The organism is Microcystis protocystis FBCC-A270 (assembly GCF_050500235.1).
In the GTDB taxonomy this organism is placed as follows: Bacteria; Cyanobacteriota; Cyanobacteriia; order Cyanobacteriales; family Microcystaceae; genus Microcystis; species Microcystis ichthyoblabe_A.
In genome coordinates, this window is record NZ_CP191407.1 from 632,099 (window position 1) to 651,111 (window position 19,013).

At 43.2% G+C, this 19,013-nt stretch carries 23 protein-coding genes, 1 tRNA gene and 1 pseudogene; 15 read left to right on the forward strand and 10 right to left on the reverse strand.

The genetic code is table 11. The features are described from left to right. Nucleotides 1–6: 6 nt before the first annotated feature. Entirely contained in the window at nucleotides 7–429 is a 423-nt protein-coding gene (locus ACQY1X_RS02930; RefSeq protein ID WP_430015376.1) for a hypothetical protein, read from the reverse strand. Nucleotides 430–914: 485 nt separating this feature from the next. Between ACQY1X_RS02930 and rplS the strand changes: the two genes are divergently transcribed. The 7 genes from rplS to ACQY1X_RS02965 all read left to right on the forward strand — a co-directional run bounded on the left by rplS (nucleotide 915) and on the right by ACQY1X_RS02965 (nucleotide 4,689). After that, complete coding sequence (rplS, locus tag ACQY1X_RS02935; RefSeq protein ID WP_002754314.1) at nucleotides 915–1,277, forward strand: 50S ribosomal protein L19; 363 nt, start codon at nucleotides 915–917, stop codon at nucleotides 1,275–1,277. A gap of 101 nt (nucleotides 1,278–1,378) precedes the next feature. Then, nucleotides 1,379–1,451 (forward strand) — tRNA-Trp (locus tag ACQY1X_RS02940). 124 nt (nucleotides 1,452–1,575) lie between these two features. Further along, the gene (secE, locus tag ACQY1X_RS02945; protein ID WP_002737505.1) at nucleotides 1,576–1,812 is read left to right on the forward strand and encodes a preprotein translocase subunit SecE; all 237 of its coding nucleotides are present in this window, start codon (nucleotides 1,576–1,578) and stop codon (nucleotides 1,810–1,812) included. Next, nucleotides 1,809–2,426 carry a transcription termination/antitermination protein NusG gene (gene nusG, locus ACQY1X_RS02950; RefSeq protein ID WP_002735925.1) on the forward strand — a complete coding sequence of 206 codons (618 nt, stop codon included), beginning with the start codon at nucleotides 1,809–1,811 and terminating at the stop codon, nucleotides 2,424–2,426. The genes secE and nusG overlap by 4 nt, the downstream gene beginning before the upstream one ends. 3 nt (nucleotides 2,427–2,429) lie before the next feature. Then, nucleotides 2,430–2,855: a 50S ribosomal protein L11 gene (rplK, locus tag ACQY1X_RS02955; protein ID WP_002735897.1), complete on the forward strand. Its 426-nt coding sequence runs from the start codon at nucleotides 2,430–2,432 to the stop codon at nucleotides 2,853–2,855. Between the two features lie 55 nt (nucleotides 2,856–2,910). Continuing rightward, entirely contained in the window at nucleotides 2,911–3,624 is a 714-nt protein-coding gene (gene rplA / locus ACQY1X_RS02960; protein WP_002737132.1) for a 50S ribosomal protein L1, read from the forward strand. Between the two features lie 141 nt (nucleotides 3,625–3,765). Further along, nucleotides 3,766–4,689, forward strand: a complete 924-nt coding sequence (locus ACQY1X_RS02965; RefSeq protein WP_002776112.1) for a bifunctional riboflavin kinase/FAD synthetase — start codon at nucleotides 3,766–3,768, stop codon at nucleotides 4,687–4,689. Here the strand turns inward: ACQY1X_RS02965 and ACQY1X_RS02970 are convergent. Beyond that, nucleotides 4,686–4,958 (reverse strand): hypothetical protein, encoded by a 273-nt coding sequence (locus tag ACQY1X_RS02970; protein ID WP_036386450.1) that lies wholly within the window; start codon nucleotides 4,956–4,958, stop codon nucleotides 4,686–4,688. The genes ACQY1X_RS02965 and ACQY1X_RS02970 overlap by 4 nt on opposite strands. Nucleotides 4,959–4,964: 6 nt before the next feature. Continuing rightward, nucleotides 4,965–5,483 (reverse strand): hypothetical protein, encoded by a 519-nt coding sequence (locus ACQY1X_RS02975; protein WP_002737967.1) that lies wholly within the window; start codon nucleotides 5,481–5,483, stop codon nucleotides 4,965–4,967. 278 nt (nucleotides 5,484–5,761) lie between these two features. Between ACQY1X_RS02975 and ACQY1X_RS02980 the strand changes: the two are divergent. From ACQY1X_RS02980 to ACQY1X_RS02990, 3 genes and pseudogenes are all read left to right on the forward strand, one after another. Beyond that, nucleotides 5,762–5,887 (forward strand): annotated as a pseudogene (locus ACQY1X_RS02980) (AAA family ATPase); the annotation flags it as partial. A 128-nt stretch (nucleotides 5,888–6,015) separates the two neighbouring features. After that, entirely contained in the window at nucleotides 6,016–6,306 is a 291-nt protein-coding gene (locus ACQY1X_RS02985) for a hypothetical protein (protein ID WP_430013946.1), read from the forward strand. Between the two features lie 271 nt (nucleotides 6,307–6,577). Further along, the gene (locus tag ACQY1X_RS02990) at nucleotides 6,578–7,141 is read left to right on the forward strand and encodes a hypothetical protein (RefSeq protein WP_430013947.1); all 564 of its coding nucleotides are present in this window, start codon (nucleotides 6,578–6,580) and stop codon (nucleotides 7,139–7,141) included. A 402-nt stretch (nucleotides 7,142–7,543) separates the two neighbouring features. Here the strand turns inward: ACQY1X_RS02990 and ACQY1X_RS02995 are convergent, their stop codons facing one another. Then, nucleotides 7,544–7,948 (reverse strand): type II toxin-antitoxin system VapC family toxin, encoded by a 405-nt coding sequence (locus ACQY1X_RS02995; protein WP_016515662.1) that lies wholly within the window; start codon nucleotides 7,946–7,948, stop codon nucleotides 7,544–7,546. A gap of 6 nt (nucleotides 7,949–7,954) precedes the next feature. After that, on the reverse strand, nucleotides 7,955–8,251 hold the full coding sequence (locus ACQY1X_RS03000) for a hypothetical protein (protein ID WP_002754297.1): 297 nt from the start codon (nucleotides 8,249–8,251) through the stop codon (nucleotides 7,955–7,957). Between the two features lie 275 nt (nucleotides 8,252–8,526). On the opposite strand from ACQY1X_RS03000, the gene ACQY1X_RS03005 reads away from it, so the two are divergent. Continuing rightward, nucleotides 8,527–8,784: a hypothetical protein gene (locus ACQY1X_RS03005; RefSeq protein WP_271936414.1), complete on the forward strand. Its 258-nt coding sequence runs from the start codon at nucleotides 8,527–8,529 to the stop codon at nucleotides 8,782–8,784. Next, nucleotides 8,777–9,553 carry a class I SAM-dependent methyltransferase gene (locus ACQY1X_RS03010; protein ID WP_002736800.1) on the forward strand — a complete coding sequence of 259 codons (777 nt, stop codon included), beginning with the start codon at nucleotides 8,777–8,779 and terminating at the stop codon, nucleotides 9,551–9,553. The genes ACQY1X_RS03005 and ACQY1X_RS03010 overlap by 8 nt, the downstream gene beginning before the upstream one ends. Here the strand turns inward: ACQY1X_RS03010 and uvrA are convergent. Then, complete coding sequence (gene uvrA / locus ACQY1X_RS03015) at nucleotides 9,510–12,422, reverse strand: excinuclease ABC subunit UvrA (protein ID WP_430015377.1); 2,913 nt, start codon at nucleotides 12,420–12,422, stop codon at nucleotides 9,510–9,512. The genes ACQY1X_RS03010 and uvrA overlap by 44 nt on opposite strands. Before the next feature lie 97 nt (nucleotides 12,423–12,519). Beyond that, nucleotides 12,520–13,293: a serine O-acetyltransferase gene (gene cysE / locus ACQY1X_RS03020; RefSeq protein ID WP_002754289.1), complete on the reverse strand. Its 774-nt coding sequence runs from the start codon at nucleotides 13,291–13,293 to the stop codon at nucleotides 12,520–12,522. A gap of 157 nt (nucleotides 13,294–13,450) precedes the next feature. Between cysE and ACQY1X_RS03025 the strand changes: the two genes are divergently transcribed. The 3 genes from ACQY1X_RS03025 (at nucleotide 13,451) to ACQY1X_RS03035 (ending at nucleotide 14,891) form a co-directional block, all read left to right on the forward strand. Then, nucleotides 13,451–13,918, forward strand: coding sequence for a choice-of-anchor I domain-containing protein (locus ACQY1X_RS03025; protein ID WP_430015378.1), 468 nt, complete (start codon nucleotides 13,451–13,453; stop codon nucleotides 13,916–13,918). 17 nt (nucleotides 13,919–13,935) lie between these two features. Beyond that, the gene (locus tag ACQY1X_RS03030) at nucleotides 13,936–14,202 is read left to right on the forward strand and encodes a choice-of-anchor I domain-containing protein (RefSeq protein ID WP_430015379.1); all 267 of its coding nucleotides are present in this window, start codon (nucleotides 13,936–13,938) and stop codon (nucleotides 14,200–14,202) included. 251 nt (nucleotides 14,203–14,453) lie between these two features. Then, nucleotides 14,454–14,891 carry a DUF29 domain-containing protein gene (locus ACQY1X_RS03035; RefSeq protein ID WP_002776095.1) on the forward strand — a complete coding sequence of 146 codons (438 nt, stop codon included), beginning with the start codon at nucleotides 14,454–14,456 and terminating at the stop codon, nucleotides 14,889–14,891. Nucleotides 14,892–15,368: 477 nt separating this feature from the next. Here the strand turns inward: ACQY1X_RS03035 and ACQY1X_RS03040 are convergent, their stop codons facing one another. The 3 genes from ACQY1X_RS03040 to ACQY1X_RS03050 form a co-directional block, all read right to left on the reverse strand. Further along, on the reverse strand, nucleotides 15,369–16,712 hold the full coding sequence (locus ACQY1X_RS03040; RefSeq protein ID WP_430015380.1) for a TldD/PmbA family protein: 1,344 nt from the start codon (nucleotides 16,710–16,712) through the stop codon (nucleotides 15,369–15,371). Between the two features lie 161 nt (nucleotides 16,713–16,873). Further along, complete coding sequence (locus tag ACQY1X_RS03045; protein ID WP_430015381.1) at nucleotides 16,874–17,449, reverse strand: DUF456 domain-containing protein; 576 nt, start codon at nucleotides 17,447–17,449, stop codon at nucleotides 16,874–16,876. A gap of 2 nt (nucleotides 17,450–17,451) precedes the next feature. After that, nucleotides 17,452–18,921: a TldD/PmbA family protein gene (locus ACQY1X_RS03050; RefSeq protein WP_002735204.1), complete on the reverse strand. Its 1,470-nt coding sequence runs from the start codon at nucleotides 18,919–18,921 to the stop codon at nucleotides 17,452–17,454. Nucleotides 18,922–19,013: the final 92 nt, after the last annotated feature.

Here is a 19,013-nt window from a genome sequence, read left to right on the forward strand (position 1 = left end):
CCTCAACTAATTAATGTTCTGACTAATATTTCCACCACTAATATCTCCTGCAATTCCCTTAAAAGTACCATCTCCCACCATTCCTTTAATATCATCACCAACATTAATATTATACTTACCTGCGGCAAATTCTTCAGGTTTTAATTGCTTGAGTAATGCTTCTGCTGTCTTAATAACCTCTGCATCTCTATCAATTTTTGCTTCAAGTAACTCTTCTTTGAGCAGTGTTTTTACCCCCTCTGAATCTGGTTTTTTCTCATGTTTATCGACGATATCACTATCATCTGTTTTCCCTTTTTCTGCAAATTTCTTCTTAATCAACGCTTTTAAACCCTCATAAGCATCCTTAACCGCTGTTCCTGCCGTATCCTTAGCAGCAGCCGCCGCACCAGCAGCCAACGCAGCGAGAATTAGAGAAATCGGTTCCATTGCCTGAGACTCCAAATTAGATATTGCTGACTCAATCTTAGATCAAAGCAAAGTATCTGACGCGATTATGGCGCAGGTATTGGGCGCAAATGGCTTGCTCGTCGGGGTTGTTGGCTACTACTATAAGCTGGACGTGGGGGACTTGCTTGGGAATAATATCCCAGCCAGAAAATCGCTCTGTAGAAGAATCAGACCAGCCAGATAGCATATTATCAAAGCGTAAGTCCCTTAGCTGCGGGGACTCTCGAAGGACTTCCCCCTACTTAGGGTGATCAGCACACTTGAGCGATCGGAGGGCGCAGGTTCCTGGCACTTCTACAGTAACGGATTTTGTCCACAATGTAGGGGCGAACTGCGTTCGCCCAAAAGATACATTATCAAAGCGCAAGTCCCTAATCCCGTTTAGATCATATTTCATTTAGACGAGAAAGGCTGTACTTAAAAAAATATGGTATGATAGTAAATTGTCAGTTTTACGAAAGCCGATGAAAACGGAAGAGATTATCAAATCAATCGAAGCCGAGTATCTCAAGAGCGATCTGCCCATTATCCATGTCGGTGACACGATCCGGGTAGGGGTGCGAATCGTTGAAGGAGATAAAGAGCGGATTCAGCCCTACGAGGGTATTGTCATCGCCAAACGCCATGGCGGTATCAACGAAACGATTACAGTACGCAAAGTCTTCCAGGGTGTGGGAGTAGAAAGAGTTTTCCTGCTCCATTCGCCCCGGGTTGCCAATATAAAGATCATCCGTCGTGGTAAAGTACGCCGGGCGAAACTCTACTACCTGCGCGATCGGGTTGGCAAAGCCACCAGGGTCCAAGAACGTTTCGATCGCCCCCTCTAAAAAATTTCCGGCGACAGCCTAACCAAGAAAGTTGCTTAATCGCCAACAACTACGCTATAATAAATAAAGGCCTTAAAAAAGCCCAATAGTTTAGCGAATGGGCGCTCTTAGTTCAGTTGGTAGAACGCAGGTCTCCAAAACCTGATGTCGGGGGTTCAAGTCCTCCAGGGCGCGTTTGGTAATCACCAAGCCGATAATTGCAAAGGACATAATCTAAATGTCTGGGGGTTAGTGTGGGTTGTCCGGTGAAAATGATAAGTTAAGGATAGCTTGAGTATCATTTTAAGGAGTAGCGATCGTGGCCAAAAAAGAAACCCTAGAAAAAGACGCGAGCGACAAGAAAGAGGGAAGCTCCTTTCAGGTCAAGGAATTCGTCAATGAAACCAAAGAAGAACTCGCCAAAGTCGTCTGGCCTTCCCGTCAGCAACTTTTGAGCGAATCGGCGGCGGTGATGTTAATGGTGACTTTAGTAGCCACTCTCATCTATCTAATCGATAAATTCTTTGCCTGGGGTGCGGGGAAGGTGTTCCCATGAATCTAGAAGAAGAGCAGTTTCCCGAAGAACTCAATCTTAGCGGCCTACCGAAAAAACCCCGTTGGTATGCCGTGCAGGTGGCTTCCGGTTGTGAGAAACGGGTCAAAGCTAATTTGGAACAGCGCATCCACACCCTCGATGTGGCCGATCGCATTCTGCAAGTTCAGATTCCCCAAGCGGCCACCGTCAAAGTCCGCAAGGATGGTTCACGGCAACACGGTGAGGAAAAAGTCTTCCCCGGTTATGTCCTGATCAGAATGATCATGGATGATGACGCTTGGCAGGTGGTCAAAAACACCCCCCACGTGATCAACTTTGTCGGGGCCGAACAAAAACGCCACTACGGACGCGGCCGCGGTCACGTCACCCCGCTACCCTTGAGTATGTCAGAAGTTGATCGCATCTTCAAACAAGCTCAGATTCAAGAACCCGTCGTCAAAATCAATATGGAAGTTGGCGATCAAATCTTGGTTCTATCCGGTCCATTTAAGGACTTTGAAGGGGAAGTGATCGAAGTTAGTCCCGAGCGCGGCAAACTCAAGGCCCTGCTCTCCATTTTTGGTCGGGATACCCCGGTCGAATTGGAATTTAATCAAGTCGAAAAACAAAACTAAATCATGGCTAAAAAAGTCGTCGCAATTATTAAACTAGCTTTACCTGCTGGTAAGGCTAACCCTGCTCCTCCGGTCGGTCCTGCTTTAGGTCAACACGGGGTGAATATTATGGCGTTTTGTAAAGATTACAACGCTAAAACCGCCGATCAGGCTGGGATGATCATCCCTGTGGAAATTTCCGTTTTTGAGGATCGGAGTTTTACCTTTGTCCTCAAAACTCCCCCCGCTTCCGTTCTCATCCGTAAAGCGGCCGGTGTAGAAAGAGGTTCCAACGAACCTAACAAGAAATTTGTCGCCACCATTACCCGCGACCAATTACGCGAAATCGCCCAGACTAAAATGCCCGATCTTAACGCTAACGACATCGAAGCGGCCATGAATATTGTGGCAGGAACGGCCAGAAATATGGGTGTCAAGATCTCAGACTAAATCTTATTACGGGGAGAAGTTAAGCTTCGTTATTACCCAAGGAGCAACAAATCAGATGGTAAAAAAAGTTTCACGACGTTTGCGAGATGCCCAGGCTAAGGTAGAAAATAAAGCCTACGAGCCATTAGAGGCACTAACATTATTAAAGGAATTAGCGACGGCGAAATTCGACGAAACCGCCGAAGCTCATATTCGTTTAGGTATCGATCCTAAATATACCGACCAACAACTGCGGACAACGGTAAGTTTACCCAAAGGAACCGGACGCACGGTGCGGGTAGCGGTGATTACTCGCGGGGAACAGGTGCAGGAAGCGAACAATGCTGGGGCCGATATCGTTGGTTCAGAAGAATTAATCGAAGAAATCGCCAAGGGGATGATGGATTTCGAGGTGTTAATCGCCACCCCCGATATGATGCCGAAAGTGGCTAAATTAGGTCGTCAACTCGGTCCACGGGGTTTAATGCCCTCACCGAAAGGGGGAACCGTAACCACGGATTTAACGGGGGCAATCTCTGAGTTTAAAGCGGGTAAATTAGAATTCCGGGCTGATCGCACCGGGATCGTTCACGTTCAATTTGGTAAAGCTTCTTTTAGTGCTGAGGATCTGTTAGTTAATTTGAAAGCTTTACAGGAAACGGTGGACAGAAACCGTCCTTCCGGGGCAAAAGGTCGTTACTGGCGCACAGTTTACGTTTCTTCCTCCATGGGGCCATCGATTCAAGTGGATATTAGCTCCCTGCGGGATCTGAAATTAGCCGAAGGTTAATGACAGTTATTTTTCTTTGAAAAAGCCTCCAAGGGATTGGGGGCCTTTTTTGGCTTGATCGCCCGATTGATATAAAATCAAAAGGCTACACTCAAGATTAATCGCTTGAATTATTCTCTTGTATCTGTTCTTAAAGCCAGCGTGTGGATTGTAGATTCCCCTAATACCCGTATTTTAGCCCCTAGTGCGATCGCTCTTGGTAACTTTGATGGTTTGCACCTAGGTCATCAAACCGTCCTACAGCCAATTTTTCAGGATGAACCCGCTTATCCCACCGTTGTTAGTTTTACTCCCCACCCGCGGGAATTTTTTACGGGGGAAAAATGGCAGTTATTAACTCCTCTAGGGGAAAAGGTAGAGGTTTTAGAGAATTTAGGCGTTAAACAATTAGTTTTACTGCCTTTCTCTGCTCAATTAGCTTCCCTGACTCCCTTGGCTTTTATCGAACAGATTTTAGTAGCAAAATTACAGGCTAAATCGATCAGTGTTGGTCAAGATTTTCGCTTCGGTTATCGTCGTCAAGGTACAGCGGAAGATTTATTACAGATCGCCTCTCAATTTAACATTAAAGTCGAGATTGTTGCTTTAAAAAACTGTGGGACGGGTCGAATTAGTAGTTCCCTAATTCGTCAAGCTTTGGCAGCAGGAAACGTTGAGCAAGCCGGACAAATGTTAGGTCGTCCCTACAGTTTAACCGGTCGTGTGGTCATCGGGCAACAACTGGGCAGAACATTAGGTTTTCATACCGCTAATCTACAGGTTCCTCCCGATAAATTATTGCCGCGACTGGGGGTTTATTGCGGTTGGGTGCATCTCGATGGTTCTCGCTTACCAGCAGTTATGAATATCGGTTATCGTCCCACGATCGAGGGAAAAACTATCAGTGTGGAAATCCATTTATTGGATTGGTCGGGCAATGTATATGATCGTATTTTAACGATGGATTTAGTGCAATTCCTGCGACCAGAACAGAAATTTAATTCTCTCGATCGATTAAAAAATCAGATCGAGATAGACTGCGATCGCTCTCGGTTAATTTTAACTTCTGTAACCGACAACTTCTAATATTTTTGATATTCTCTTTCTACTTTACCCACCGCTTTCAATAAAGGAGAATCGAGGGGATCGATCCAATCAGCTACTTCTCGCGCTAATCCTAGGGTAACAATGCCTTGAGACGGTGGTAATTGACCAGCTAAAGCCTGACTTTTGATGGTTTTTAGGACAGAAATTAAACCCTCAATCCGAGTCGATCTTTCTGTTTTCGGCATCTGTTCGGCCACGGTAATAGCTTGGTCAATTGATTGAATTAATTCCCTCATGTTCGTTTCCATAATATTCTAGCGACAGGAAAGAGATGTAACCGTTATTGCTCGCCCCTCTCCCCATTGTATATTGGCATCTCGCGAGTCTTTAATAAAAGTTTGCTGACCACCACCGGGATAACAATCAGCAGGATTCTGGGGGGCGACAATTCCTTGATAAACCGTTGTTCCCGCAGGTAAAGTCACCGATATTACTTTGGTCGCTTGATTGGGAGGATTCCACTTTTGATCGAGGGCTAAATTCCTGATCACTTCCACATTGGTGGTATATTGATCCGTGGTCAGAAAACGACCTTTTTTGTAATTTTCGTCACTATAATAACGGAAAAAAGTCTGGGGTTTTTCTAGGGTAACTGCCTGACATTCACTATTGCGAAAAGTGATGGCAATATCTGGAGGAAGAGGACAGGAAGGAGCCTGATCTTGAGCCAATATTTTCCGAGAATTGAAAGTCAAATTTTCGGGCAAACTATTGGTTAATGTACTGGCTGCGATGCCTAAAACAAGACTAAAAACGAGCGAACTGGCTTTCATCTTCATCGATTAAGAGAAATTCCTCTCGATTTTATCAGACTGAACCGACTGAAAATCTTAATTTCGCCCACTGGCAACAATTCTTAACTAATTTTCTCCCTGCTCGCCACCCTAACCCTGATTAGCTCCCTAAAAGAAAATTTCCCGCCATTGTCTGTCAACTTTCCTCGCTAGTGTGGGCAAATTGGGAAAAGAATCGTTAAGATAAAAAAAACTTAACATTAATCTTCTTGACAAAATACCCCATTTGTGTTACGAGAGACGCTATTGATATTTTGATGGAAAATTTGAGCCAGAGCATCGTCGGCCAAACCGAATCGATTCGCATTGTGCTGGTGGCCTTACTCAGTGGTGGCCACGCTCTCCTGGAAGATGTACCCGGAGTTGGCAAAACCCTCTTAGCTGACAGGGGGACAAGCAAGCTGAAAAGCTTATGTAGCACGGAATACAGATACGGACTCCAAAAAAAGATAAGTCATATTTACCATATATGACCTAAATAACGAAAATGATAAGTGAACTATACCAGAAAGTGTTAGAAAATGAACTGGGACGAGCCAGATATCTACTGTTGTTAATGATAGTTGGAACCTTGCAAATACTAAAGCAAGCTAAGTTAGAGATATTAGCAGAAGCACTGCCAATACCAATCCTGTTTGAGAGTCGGAGAAAAAAACTAAAAAGATTTTTAAAACTGGAAATTCTGAATATTGAAAAAAATCTGGTTTCTCTGCTTAAAAGAGATGTTAAAACAGCAGGAGAGATTCACAATAAAAGGATTAGTATATATTGCCATAGACCGAACGAGTTGGGGAGCAATTAATATCTTGATGGTGAGTCTAATTTATGACAAGAGAGCCATCCCAATCTATTGGGAGATATTGGATAAAAAAGGAAGTAGTAATCTCGAAGAACAGCAGCGAGTATTGGGGAAAATATTGACGGTGCTATCAGGTCATAAAATCGTGGTGTTAGGAGATAGAGAATTTTGCTCGGTCAGTCTTGGAAAGTAGCTTCAGAAGCAGAGTTTATACTTTTGCTTAAGACAAAAACAAAGTACAAGTGTCAAGACAAAAGAAGGAATTTATCAAGAAATGAGAGAGTTAGGTTTAAGTCCAGGAACTCAACTATTTTTGAATGATGTCAATATTACAAAAGAGCAGGGATTTGTCCAGTTTAACTTAGCTGGTAAGTGGAAAAAAAACTATGGGGGTTTTCAAACAAAAGAACCTTGGTATATTCTGACAAATTTTGGAGATTTAGAGACGGCAATAATTGCCTATCAAAAAAGATTTGATATTGAGGAGATGTTCCGAGATTTTAAGTCGGGAGGCTATAGCTTAGAAGGTTCTCAATTAGCACCGCAATACTTATCAAAGCTGATAATTGTTATAGCTATCGCCTATACAAGTGCCACACTACAAGGTAAAAAAATTAAGGATATGGGAATCCAAAAATATGTCACAAGACCTGAAAAAAGATATAAAGGTCAACGCAGACACAGCAGTTTTTATGTGGGTCAACATCTCTATCATTGGCTCCAGCTACATCAAATGTTCCCAAAAAATATAGAAGAGCTAATGCAAATTAGCCGCTATCGGTTGAAGGATTACATCAAAGGACAAAGAGCGATATCGCTTGCCCTATCTACCTTCTAGCTCGCTTGTCCCCATCTCAGGCTTCCTCCCACTTTCCTGCTGCTAGTAAGTTATGAAGAAAATAGTAATTTTCTTTCGTTGTTGCCATGATATAGCGCACCTAAATGAAATGTAAAAACCCTCCGTTTGCCGTCTTGCTACACTTGACTTCTAGAGCCTACCCGTTCACAAATCAATTAGGCGCACTATATATGGACTCCTTATCTTTATATTTGTTCTGATCACTTACAATATCTCAGTTAAACGACAATTCAGAAGCGGGTGCGGCAGGACTCGAACCTGCGACTCGCTGCCTAGAAGTGCGATCGCCGATCTCGTAGGGTGCGTTAACATAGTGTAACGCACCCCTTTACTGACTCAAGCTGTTAAAATATGTCGGATGACTTAAAGATTGGGTTTAATTTATAACTCTACCCAATTCTCTAAACTTAATCCTTCAACCCTCAATAAATCACTGTCATTAGAAACAACAATTAAACTTTTAACTATAGCAGTAGCAGCAATTAAAATATCTTCTGTTTGTATGGGTAATCCTCTTAATCTAAGATGAGCATGAATTTCGGCTGCTTTTTCTAAAATAGCTAAATCATCTAATAAAATAATTTGATAATCCTGACAAAGTTGGTTAAATCTTTCTCTTTGTTTAGGTGCAGCAACTGCCAAAAATCCCCTCTTAATTTCAAAATAAGTAATGCAACTGATAAAGATACTTTTTCTTTGAGCTTTGACATCTTCAATTTTTTGATAAATTTCAAGATTACGCTTAATGATCAAAGAGACGATATTAGTATCTAACAAATAACTCATAATTATCTATTTACGCTTAATTGCTTCATCGAAAATAGCCATTTGTTCAGGAGTAAAATCGCCGCCAATTTTTGACAGGATTTCTGTGGACATAATAAAGCTACAATGCTCTTTCAATTCCGCCTCTGACATAGTGTTAAATTCATCAAAAGGTAAATTTTTTTCAAATAATTCAACCAAATGTTTCACTATTTCTGAATAATTAAGTTCCTCTTTAAAGAAAGGGCGGTCTTCCATTAAAATAGAAACAACTTGCTCAATTCTCTTAATCATTGATTTTTGTCTAACATCAGTTGATAACATATTTATGTCTCCAGTAAATTTTCAATAATATTTATCAACTGCCAATATATCAAGTTTCTCGTGGTTATGCAACATCGTGAGTTCGATCTCGAATAGATCCCTGTAACGGTGTCTTGGGTGGGATGTATCACCATTCTCATCGGATGGTGATTTCTGCGATGTCGAACCTGTTTGGGGTGAAGATGTCTTTATGGTTAAAAGACCGCAGGAGACGCACCTTGTCAGGCGAGGACATATTACACTATCATAAGATAGTAGTAACCTGAGCCGAAACCATGAAAACAATTAGTTTTAAAACCCATGTAGGAGAAGATGGAACATTACAAATATCTTTACCGCATGAACTTAAAAACACAGATTTAGAAGTTACCTTAGTTTATCAGCCAATATCTCTAAAAGAACAAGAAGAAAAAACTACATTTAGCCAATGGCAAGAAGGCTTTTTTGAAGAAGTAATTGGCGGTTGGGAAGGTGAATTATTAGTAAGAGAAAAACAGCCAGATTATGAGGAAAGAGCGATCGAGAATGATTAAGGACAAAAATCATCAAACCTATAGAGACCCTAGTATTGTCGGTTATTATGCTCAATTAACCGCACTACAGCCGGCAGAAAAGACAATTTTAACCCTGCTGCAAGAGCGTTTATCAACGATGAAAATGCTTGATTTAGGGGTAGGTGCGGGACGGACTACGAAGTATTTTGCCCCTCTTGTGGGAGAATATATCGGTGTTGATTATTCTGCGGAAATGATCGCCGCTTGTCGTCAAAAATTCCCCCATTTAGTCTGGCAAGTGGCCGATGCTAGAAATCTAGAACAATTTGCGGATAATTATTTTGATTTTATTCTCTTTAGTTTTAATGGCATTGATTATATTTCCCCTGCTGACCGTTTTCTAGTTTTAGAGGAAATTAGCCGCATCGGTAAAGCGGGCGGTTATTTTTGTTTTTCTAGTCATAATCTTCAGGGAATTATCCCAGAATTCGATTGGAAAAAAAAGATTAGTTTCAATCCTTTTAGTAGCTATGTCAATTTAGTCATCTGGGTGATTTTGCGGGTCTGTAATCCCTCTCTCAGCTACGAACAGTTATTGACTGCTGACTATGCAATTATTCGGGATGAACCCCATAATTTTCGTCTCCAAAATTATTACGCCACACCCAAAGAACAATTAAGACAGTTAGGGTCTTACTTTCAAGAGATTAAAATTTATTCTTGGAAAACCGGTCAGGAAATTAACAGCGAACAAGAGTTAAATACTAATCTTGATCATTGGCTTTATTATCTCTGTGTTCTTCCCTAATATTATCCCGCTTTTTTGGGGGATATTGAAGTAATGCTTGGGCAAGATAATGACCGGTGTAGGATCTTTCACATTTAGCCACGGTTTCCGGTGTTCCCACCGCGATTAATTCTCCTCCCTTGTCCCCTCCTTCCGGTCCCAAATCAATAATCCAATCGCTACAGCGAATCACGTCGAGATTATGTTCGATGACGATAATCGAATTACCTTTATCGACCAATCTTTGTAACACATCTAAGAGATGATGCACATCATAAAAAGATAAACCCGTAGTCGGTTCATCAATCAAATATAGGGTTTTTCCGGTGGCCCGTCGGGATAATTCGGCCGCTAATTTTACCCTTTGTGCTTCCCCACCGGATAAAGTGGGAGCGCTTTGGCCAAGTTTACAGTATCCTAAACCCACATCCACGAGAGTTTGTAATCTGGTGGTGGCCCGGGGGACATTTTCAAAGACCTTTAATGCTTCCTCGATCGTCATATCTAAGACATCGGCGATCGAATAACCTTTATACTTAACCTGTAGGGTTTCCCGATTATAACGCGCCCCTTTACACACATCACACTGCACATAGACATCGGGGAGAAAATTCATCTCGATGACGTTTACCCCTTGGCCTAAACAAGCTTCACAGCGTCCTCCCTTAACATTAAAAGAAAACTGCCCCGCTTTGTAACCCCTAGCTTTTGCTTCGATGGTTTCGGTGAAAATCTCGCGAATAATGTCAAAAACCCCCGTATAGGTGGCAGGATTTGACCGAGGAGTGCGTCCTATCGGTGATTGGTCGATGACAATTACTTTATCAACCGCGTCCAATCCTTCCACTTTCTCTAACTCTTTGGGGAAGGGAGTTAAACGGGTTAAATGATGTTGTAAAGCCGGATATAATAACTCATTAATTAGGGTAGATTTGCCTGAACCAGATACCCCCGTAATCGAGACTAATTTTCCTAAAGGAATCGTTACATCAATATTTCTTAGGTTATTCTGATGGCAATTTTTTAAAACTAAAGCGTTACCATTTCCCACTCTTCTTTGGGGGGGAGTTTCAATAACTTTGCGTCCCGATAGGTAGGCTCCTGTTATCGATTTTTTCGACTTTAAAAGGGTTTTAAAACTGCCTTGACAGATGATTTCTCCGCCATGAATGCCGGCTTTCGGACCGATATCGACCAAATAATCAGCTGCCCGAATCGTTTCTTCATCGTGTTCGACGACGATTAAAGTATTACCTAAATCTCGCAATCTTTGCAGGGTTTCTAACAGTTTACTATTATCTCTTTGGTGTAATCCGATGCTAGGTTCATCGAGAACGTATAATACTCCTGTTAATCCCGAACCAATTTGAGTAGCTAATCGAATTCGTTGGGATTCTCCCCCAGATAAGGTCATCGCTGGTCGATCGAGGGTAAGATAATCTAATCCCACATCGATTAAAAATTGTAGTCTCGCTTTGATTTCTTTGAGAGCTAATTCTCCAATTAATGCTTGTCTTGGGGTTAAATGACAATCATTAATTCTCTGCAAACAATCCCGAATCGGAACTCCGGTAAAATCCGTGACCGTATATTCTCCCAAACGTACTGATAAAGCTTCCGGTTTTAATCTTTTTCCGTGACAAACTTCACAGGTTTGGTTAACAATATATTTTTCTAGTCTTTGTTTAATAACTTCCGAGGTGGTTTCTTGATAATTTCTATCTAAGATATTGATAACTCCGGCAAATTCTCGATAGTAACCGCGACCAGTATCGTAACGGTAATCATCTTCAAAATAGATCGGTTCTTTACTCCCATAGAGAATGATATCCTGCTGGGTTTTTGTTAGTTTCTGCCAAGGAGTTTGAATTTCAAAACCTAAAGCTTGCCCTAAACCGTAGAGGAGAGAAAGATAGTAGGAATTATCCTTATCTGACCAGGGGGCAATAGCAGAATAAACCGGCTGTTTTGGGTCTGGAATGACTAAATCTGCCGAAAATTTCCGTAAACTGCCCAATCCGTGACAGTTGGGACAAGCACCATAGGGAGAATTAAAAGAGAATAAACGGGGGGATAATTCCTCCATAACTGCCCCGTGTTCGGGACAGGCAAATTTTTCAGAAAAGACAATTTCTTTGGTAACTTCGGGATTATCTTCGTTATTTTCATCGAGAATTTCCACAATCGCTACACCGTCGGAATGCTTTAAACAAGTGGTTAAAGAATCCACTAATCTTTCCTGTAAACCCTCTTTTTTGATCAGGCGATCTATAACAATTTCGATATCATGAAGATGTTTTTTATCTAACTCGATGCCCTCGGATAATTCTACTACCTTGCCGTCAATCCGCACCCGGGCAAAGCCTTGGGAGGCCAAACTAGAGATTAATTGCTTATGGGTGCCTTTTTTGCCGCGAATTACTGGAGCTAAGATTTGAAATCGGGTTTTATCGGCTAATTCCATCACTCGATCGCACATTTGATCGATGGTTTGGGGGGCAATATTGCGATCGCAATGGGGACAATGGGGTTCACCGGCACGACCGAACAATAAACGCAAGTAATCGTAAATTTCCGTTACAGTTCCCACACTAGAACGGGGATTGTGGGAAGTGGATTTTTGGTCAATGGAAATAGCCGGACTTAAACCCTCGATCGCATCCACATCGGGTTTATCCAATTGTCCCAAAAATTGACGCGCGTAGGCGCTGAGGGATTCCACATAGCGGCGCTGTCCCTCGGCAAAAATAGTGTCGAAAGCGAGGGAAGATTTGCCCGATCCCGAAACTCCCGTAAAAACAATCAACTGATTGCGGGGTAATTCGAGATCAACATTTTTGAGATTGTGTTGTCGGGCGCCACGAATACGGATTGAGTCAGTTTGAGCCATCGGACGGTGCCAAGTAGTCCTAAACAATCATAGCCTTGACGAATGGGTTTCAGCTACTAAAAAACCAGTCTTCTATCATATCAGAAGATTATCGGGGTTAAACCGCTCTTTCGAGAAACTCGCGCAGATCTCGATCGGCCCCAGGACCACAGCTAGGACTCGCTTCTTCTTCTAAATGGGCTAAAACTGGGCAATTAATCCGATAATCTGGTTCTTTTGACCGTTCTAGCTGCAATTCGTACACTTGTTTTTCCAGTTGTTCAATACGGTCCACCAAAGCGCGAATAGCCACCGCTTCCGAGTCGAGTAAATCACCGTGTTCGAGGGGTTCCACCCGCGTCCCAGCGCGATAGATTAAACGACCGGGTACACCAACAACGGTACAATCGGCGGGAATATCCCGCAGAACCACAGAACCAGCGCCGACGCGAACGTTATTACCCAGATAAATATTACCTAAAACCTTAGCCCCAGCGCCGACGACCACATTTTCCCCTAGAGTCGGGTGACGTTTACCGCTTTCTTTCCCCGTCCCTCCTAAAGTAACTCCTTGATAGATGAGGGCATAATCACCGACAATGGCGGTTTCTCCGATGACCACTCCCATGCCATGGTCGATAAAAACACCCTGACCAATTTGGGCGCCGGGGTGAATTTCAATACCAGTCAGAAAACGGGCAAGATGGGAAATTAAACGGGGAATAAAGGGAATCCCGATGTGATATAGCCAATGGGCGAAGCGATGGCACAGTAAAGCCTGTAATCCAGGATAACAAAACATTACCTCTAACCAGTTGCGGGCAGCGGGGTCACGTTCAAAAATGATCTTGAAATCGGCTAGGAGAATAGATAACACGAGTCTTGATTCCATATTGATCGAGCTTATACTAATCCATGTTATCACTCCGGTAAATGAGCCGTTCAACTAAAAAGCGATCGAATAACCCGTTTTCCTAGTTCGCTTTTACTGTCCTTGGCCAAATTTTGAAGATATCCCTAATTTCCCTCTTGTTTAATCTTCCTTTAACTTGGGACTGAAAAAAGGGGTTAACAGCGTTGCCATCAAAAATGGTATCGTGGCCATGGAAGCTAGTCAGATTACCAATAAGGGCAGTGTGGTTTTTTTCAATACTAATGGTGTCTTTGAGAGTCAGGTGACTGTGGGCACTTTACCAGATATGTTAACCTTCACTCCTGACGGTAATCGGGTTTTGGTCGCTAATGAAGGGGAAGCGAAAGGAGGGATCAATCCCAATAGTTCCGTTAGTATTATTGACCTTAGCATCAGTGTTCTCAATGCCACGGTCAACACTGCCACCTTTACCGGTTTTAATGGTCAAAAGAACACTTTAAGAAATCAGGGAGTCCGCATTTTCCCCAGTCAAACGGTTTCCCAAGATGTGGAACCAGAATACATCACCGTTTCCGACAATGGAACCACTGCGTGGGTGTCTCTACAGGAAAATAATATCGTCCCTATACTTTTGTGGGAATAGAAAGGGCTGGCGGTTTCATGGTTTATGATATCACCAACCCTAGTCATCCTTTCTTTGTTGATTATATCAACGATTGGCAATTAGGCGATATCTCTCCCGAAGGATTATTATTTATTCCCGCTGCCGATAGTCCCAATGGTACTCCCCTGTTAATTGTGGCCAATGAAGTGAGTCGTAATCTGGCGATTTATTCCGTTGAACCCGTACCCGAACCTAGCGCAGTTTTAGGATTGCTAACCATCGGATTAGCTGGTTATAGTTTGAAAAAAAGAGGGTATTGCTAATTAGGGTTTGCGGCAAAAAGTTTTTCGTGGGGGGTGGGGTGTGGGCTTCAGCGGTGAGCCTGTCGAACCGCCGGGGTCAATTAGCTAATTTTCAGGGAAAAAGTACCTTAATTTTCCCCCCGATCACTCCCAGATCTGATATACTTTTTGAGAAAAAAAGTCTAAAAGTCTTAGCCAAAAAGGTGTTTAGATGTATTCAGCCAGCCCTAGATAGAGAGCCATTTAAGTAATTTTCTATGGAGAGTTAAATTATGTCGTCAACTGCCTACGAAACTGATTATAATCAATGGCTAAAAGAGACGGTAAAACATTTACAAGAGCGCAATTTTGAGCAAGTGGATTGGGATAATTTAATTGAAGAAATCGAGAGTATGGGAAAAAGTGATAGACGAGCTTTAATGAGTCTGTTAACCCGTCTTATCGAACATCTTTTAAAGCTGGCTTATTGGCAAGAAGAAAAAAAACGGTCAGGTAATCATTGGGCGGCAGCAATAGTCAATTTTCGCGCCCAAATTCAGCAGCGTTTAGAAGATAGTCCCAGCTTACGGCCAGAATTAGCAGCCATGTATGATAAATTTTATCCAGTGGCGATTAAATCGGTTTCTCAGCTTTTTTCCCTTAATTCAGACGCTCATATATCCCTCGAACAAACATTAGATGATAATTGGTTTCCCCCAGCGGAAAAATAGTTCTTAATTAGGAGTAATACTAAAGCTGAATAAATGTGAAATATAGACGAGATAAGGGTTTTAGTGTCCTGTTTTGCTCTCACAGGTGCAAGATTTTGAGAGAATCGTGCTTCAAAACCTTGGGTCTTCATCGGCCCGCGTCCTGTAGGGGCGAAGCATTCGGGCAATAACCTATCGGTGAAACCGTAGATTTTCTATCCGAATGCTTCGCCCCTACTTTTTGCCGCAAACCCTAATCAGTTTTTAATAACCAGATTTATACTAAATCCGTTGAGTAACTCACAGAAAACGGGTTTCTCGGAGAAACCCGTTTTCTACTCATGCAAAAGGCAAAAAGGGGAATAAATAATCAGTTTTTAATAACCAGATTTAGTATAATTTGCATAGTCAACAGCTTACCCACGACTATAAAATTAACATCCATCTTGCGGGGGTATTACCCTGGTTAATACCCCCTATTTTTGGTCTGGTATAGTGTTAAGCTTCTCCTGTGATTGATAAACCCTCTACCCAAACGTAGGGACAAACACCACTGGGAGTAATAACTGCTTCCGGTTCCAGATAAACAATCGATTTCAGCAGTGTTAAAATATCCCCGGCTACGGTAGCGGAATCGATGCTAACGCGCTCATTTTTGTTCACTAACCAACCATCAAAGGGCAAAGAGAAGGAACCTTGTAGAGAATTAACTCCCGCATGAAGTGCCTGTAAACTATCAATTAACACCACATTTTCTGCTGTTTCCAAAGAATAGCTTTTTGGTTGATTAGCACTAGCAAAAACGTGATAAAAATGGGGACTAACCGTTACTTTTGACCCAATGTTACCGTTCCCAGTTGGTTCCGTATTCATCCGTTTAGCGGTAATCGTGCTATGGAGAAAATTACTCAAAATCCCCTCTTTAATTAATTCCACACGATGGGTGGGAGTACCTTCACTATCAAAAGTTTCTGCGGCAACATTAGCGGGATGGAGGGCATCATCGCACAAATTTAAGGCAGTGGCAGCGATTTGTGTTCCCAAAGATTCAGGAGTAGAAAGACTCTGTTTATCAAGGATATTTTGGGCATTAAACAGATTAGAAAATGCTCCCATTAGACTCAAAAAGGCGCGGGGGGCAAAAACCACCAAATATTTACCCGTGGTAATCGGTTGATAGTCCAGATGGCTAACAGTTTTGGTAATCGCTTCCTCGATGCAACCATCGATATCTAATTTTTCCAGTCCCGGACTCACCCGAAAAGCACCAGCGCTGCGGGGTTTTTTGCCTTCCTGTTCGGTTTTGGTGTATAAATACACACTGGCATAACTACGCGCTTCCTGACGCATTGCCCCGTCGCTATTGAGATAAAAACGTCTGACCTGCTGTTGTCCCAAACCGTTATAGGGAACACTGGCAATAGCTGGATGGGCTGCTAGTAACGATTTTTCGGCGGCTAATAACTTATCGACGAGAGTGGATACAGGTGCTTGATTAGACATTTCGCTGGCCACTTCTGTGGTAGGTGCGGTGGCAGCGGGACTAAAATCGGGGACATTTTCCTTAACGCCAAAAAAGCTGGCTTCTTGGGCGGTTTTCAGGGCTAATTGCAGTCCCACCGGGTCCACATCGGTGGTAGAGGTGACACCGACTTGATTATCCCGATTCCAGACGCGAACGATAACGCTGGAACGATTGGAAGCTTGTACCTGTTTCGGTTCCCCTTGAAACACATCCACATCGGTTTCATCCACAGAAGAACCATAGATGTCGTATTTAGCAATTCCTAAAGCTTGGGCGCTAGAATTAGCGATTTGGGCGATATCTTCAACTTTTGGCATAGATTTGGTCATAAATGAGATGAATGTAGAATTGAGCGGTCAGCCATCAGCCGTCAGCTAGATAATTAGGGAGGCACAATTATTTGTAGGATGGGTTAGCGGTAGCGTAAACTATGCGGGCGTTGGGTTTTATGCTTCAACCCAACCTACGTTCTGAAAACTCAAATCTGATAACTGATAACTGATAACTGATAACTGATAACTGAAGAGAGATTGGGCCAAGTGGTGACAATAAAGACGATAACGGCAGCCGTGGCCAGCATAGCTTTAGCAACGTGACCGATAACCGTACCGACGACGATACCGACACAGACTTTTAGGGATTGTTGCAAACGGGGGGTTAATTCCAAATCGCGACGATAGGCGTATTCTCCCAAAAAAGCCCCCACCACAGGACCGACAAATAAGCCGATAATCGGGCCGCCAATGGGTAAAGCCGGTAAAAGCCCGAATATTCCCGCTAATAAACCCACTACTAGCCCGATTTGACTCCAATTGCTCGCCCCAACTTTTTGGGCGCCGAGATAACTAGCGAGGAATTCCACCCCCAGACTGAGGAGAAGGATAACAAAGGCCACGGTTAAAGCGACCCCCATCCCCGCGAATTTGGTCACAAAACCCCACACCACCATGGCGATTAAAATCAAACTCATGCCGGGGATAGCGGGTAGCAGTTCACCAATTATCCCCACTATCATGATGGCGATGAGGAAATAGTAGAGAATTACTAAAGCCATGATTAACGACCGCCAACGGTAATAGAATCGACTTTTAAATGGGGTTGACCAACGGTGACATAAACGCTACCACTGACAGAACCGCAAAAACCCGCCGCTAGTCCTAAATCTTGGGAACACATAGAGATTTTATTCATAATCTCCTTAGCTGAACCGATTAAAGTCGCGCCTTTCAGGGGTTTAGTCAGGTTGCCGTTTTCGATAAGATAAGCTTCCTCGACAGCGAAATTAAATTCACCGGTCGCCCCCACACTACCACCGCCCATTTTTTTACAATAAATGCCTTTATCGATGGAATTAAAGAGATTATCGAGGGTATATTCCCCGGGAGCGATGTAGGTATTCCGCATCCGACTAGCGGCGGCATAGGTGTAGTTTTGACGGCGACCGCTACCCGTGCGCGGATGACCGGTTTTAATTGAACCGGTGCGATCGGCAATGAAGTTTTTTAGGATACCATTTTCAATTAGGAGAGTACGCTGGGCCGGCATTCCCTCATCGTCCATATCGATAGTACCGAAAGCTTTATCGGATAATCCTTCGTCCCAAGCCGTCAGATTTTCGTGGGCGATTTTTTCGCCTTTTTTATCGAGAAAGGGCGTGGTTTTTTGCTCAATTTGCGTAGTTTCTAGCAAATGGCCACAAGCTTCGTGGAAGATAACGCCGCCAAATTCATTGGCCATGACGATGGGATAACTGCCAGATTCTACATAGTCAGCGTAAAGCATTTTACCCGCCGATTCGGCCACTTCTGCCGCCGATTCCTCAGCATTCCACGTCCGCAGAAAATCGGGATTACTGGTACTACCCACCCGTTTACCAATGCTAGAACGATTGGTCCCATCGGCACAGAGGAGATTATAGCCCACGGATTGGGTGAGGCGAATATCCCGGGCAAAAGTGCCATCACTAGCGGCAACTAAAATTTCTTGCCAATCGCGAAAATAAGCGGCGCGACGAGATTGGACGTGAGAGGCTTTCTGATTGAGGTGAACGTTGGCAGTTAGGAGAATATCACCCATTTCTCGCAAAGAACTGCAATTATTCAGCCAAATATCTTTATTTTTGACCGTGGCATAATCCCGGAACATTTCCAGATTGATTTCGGGAATATACGCGTTAGGACTGGGTAGGTTTAAACCGAGAATCGATAAACCTTTTTCTAGGGCATTTTTTAAGCCTTGGAAGCTTAAATCGTTGGTACTGACATAACAATCGGCTTTACCGCGAAAAAGGCGGATTCCTGCCCCTGTAGATAGTTTCGGTGAGAGACTGGTGATGCTGTCATCTTCGGCTAAACAACTGATATAGTTGACTCTTTCCAGGAAAAATTCGATAAAAGTCGCCCCGGCAGCCCGTCCCAGTCCCAGGAGAGTGGACAAAGGGGCCGCCCAAGAGCTATCAAAGCGCTCCAGACTAGGATTATATTTCAGGGTGGGGAGTTCTTTGGAGATGAGTAGAGTGGGTGACATAAAGCTCGTTTATCAGTTAATCTGCTGGTTTCTAGTCTAACAGTTCTCAGTTTTTTCCGTCTTGGGGTGGGTTAGTGTGGCCTAACCCTGCT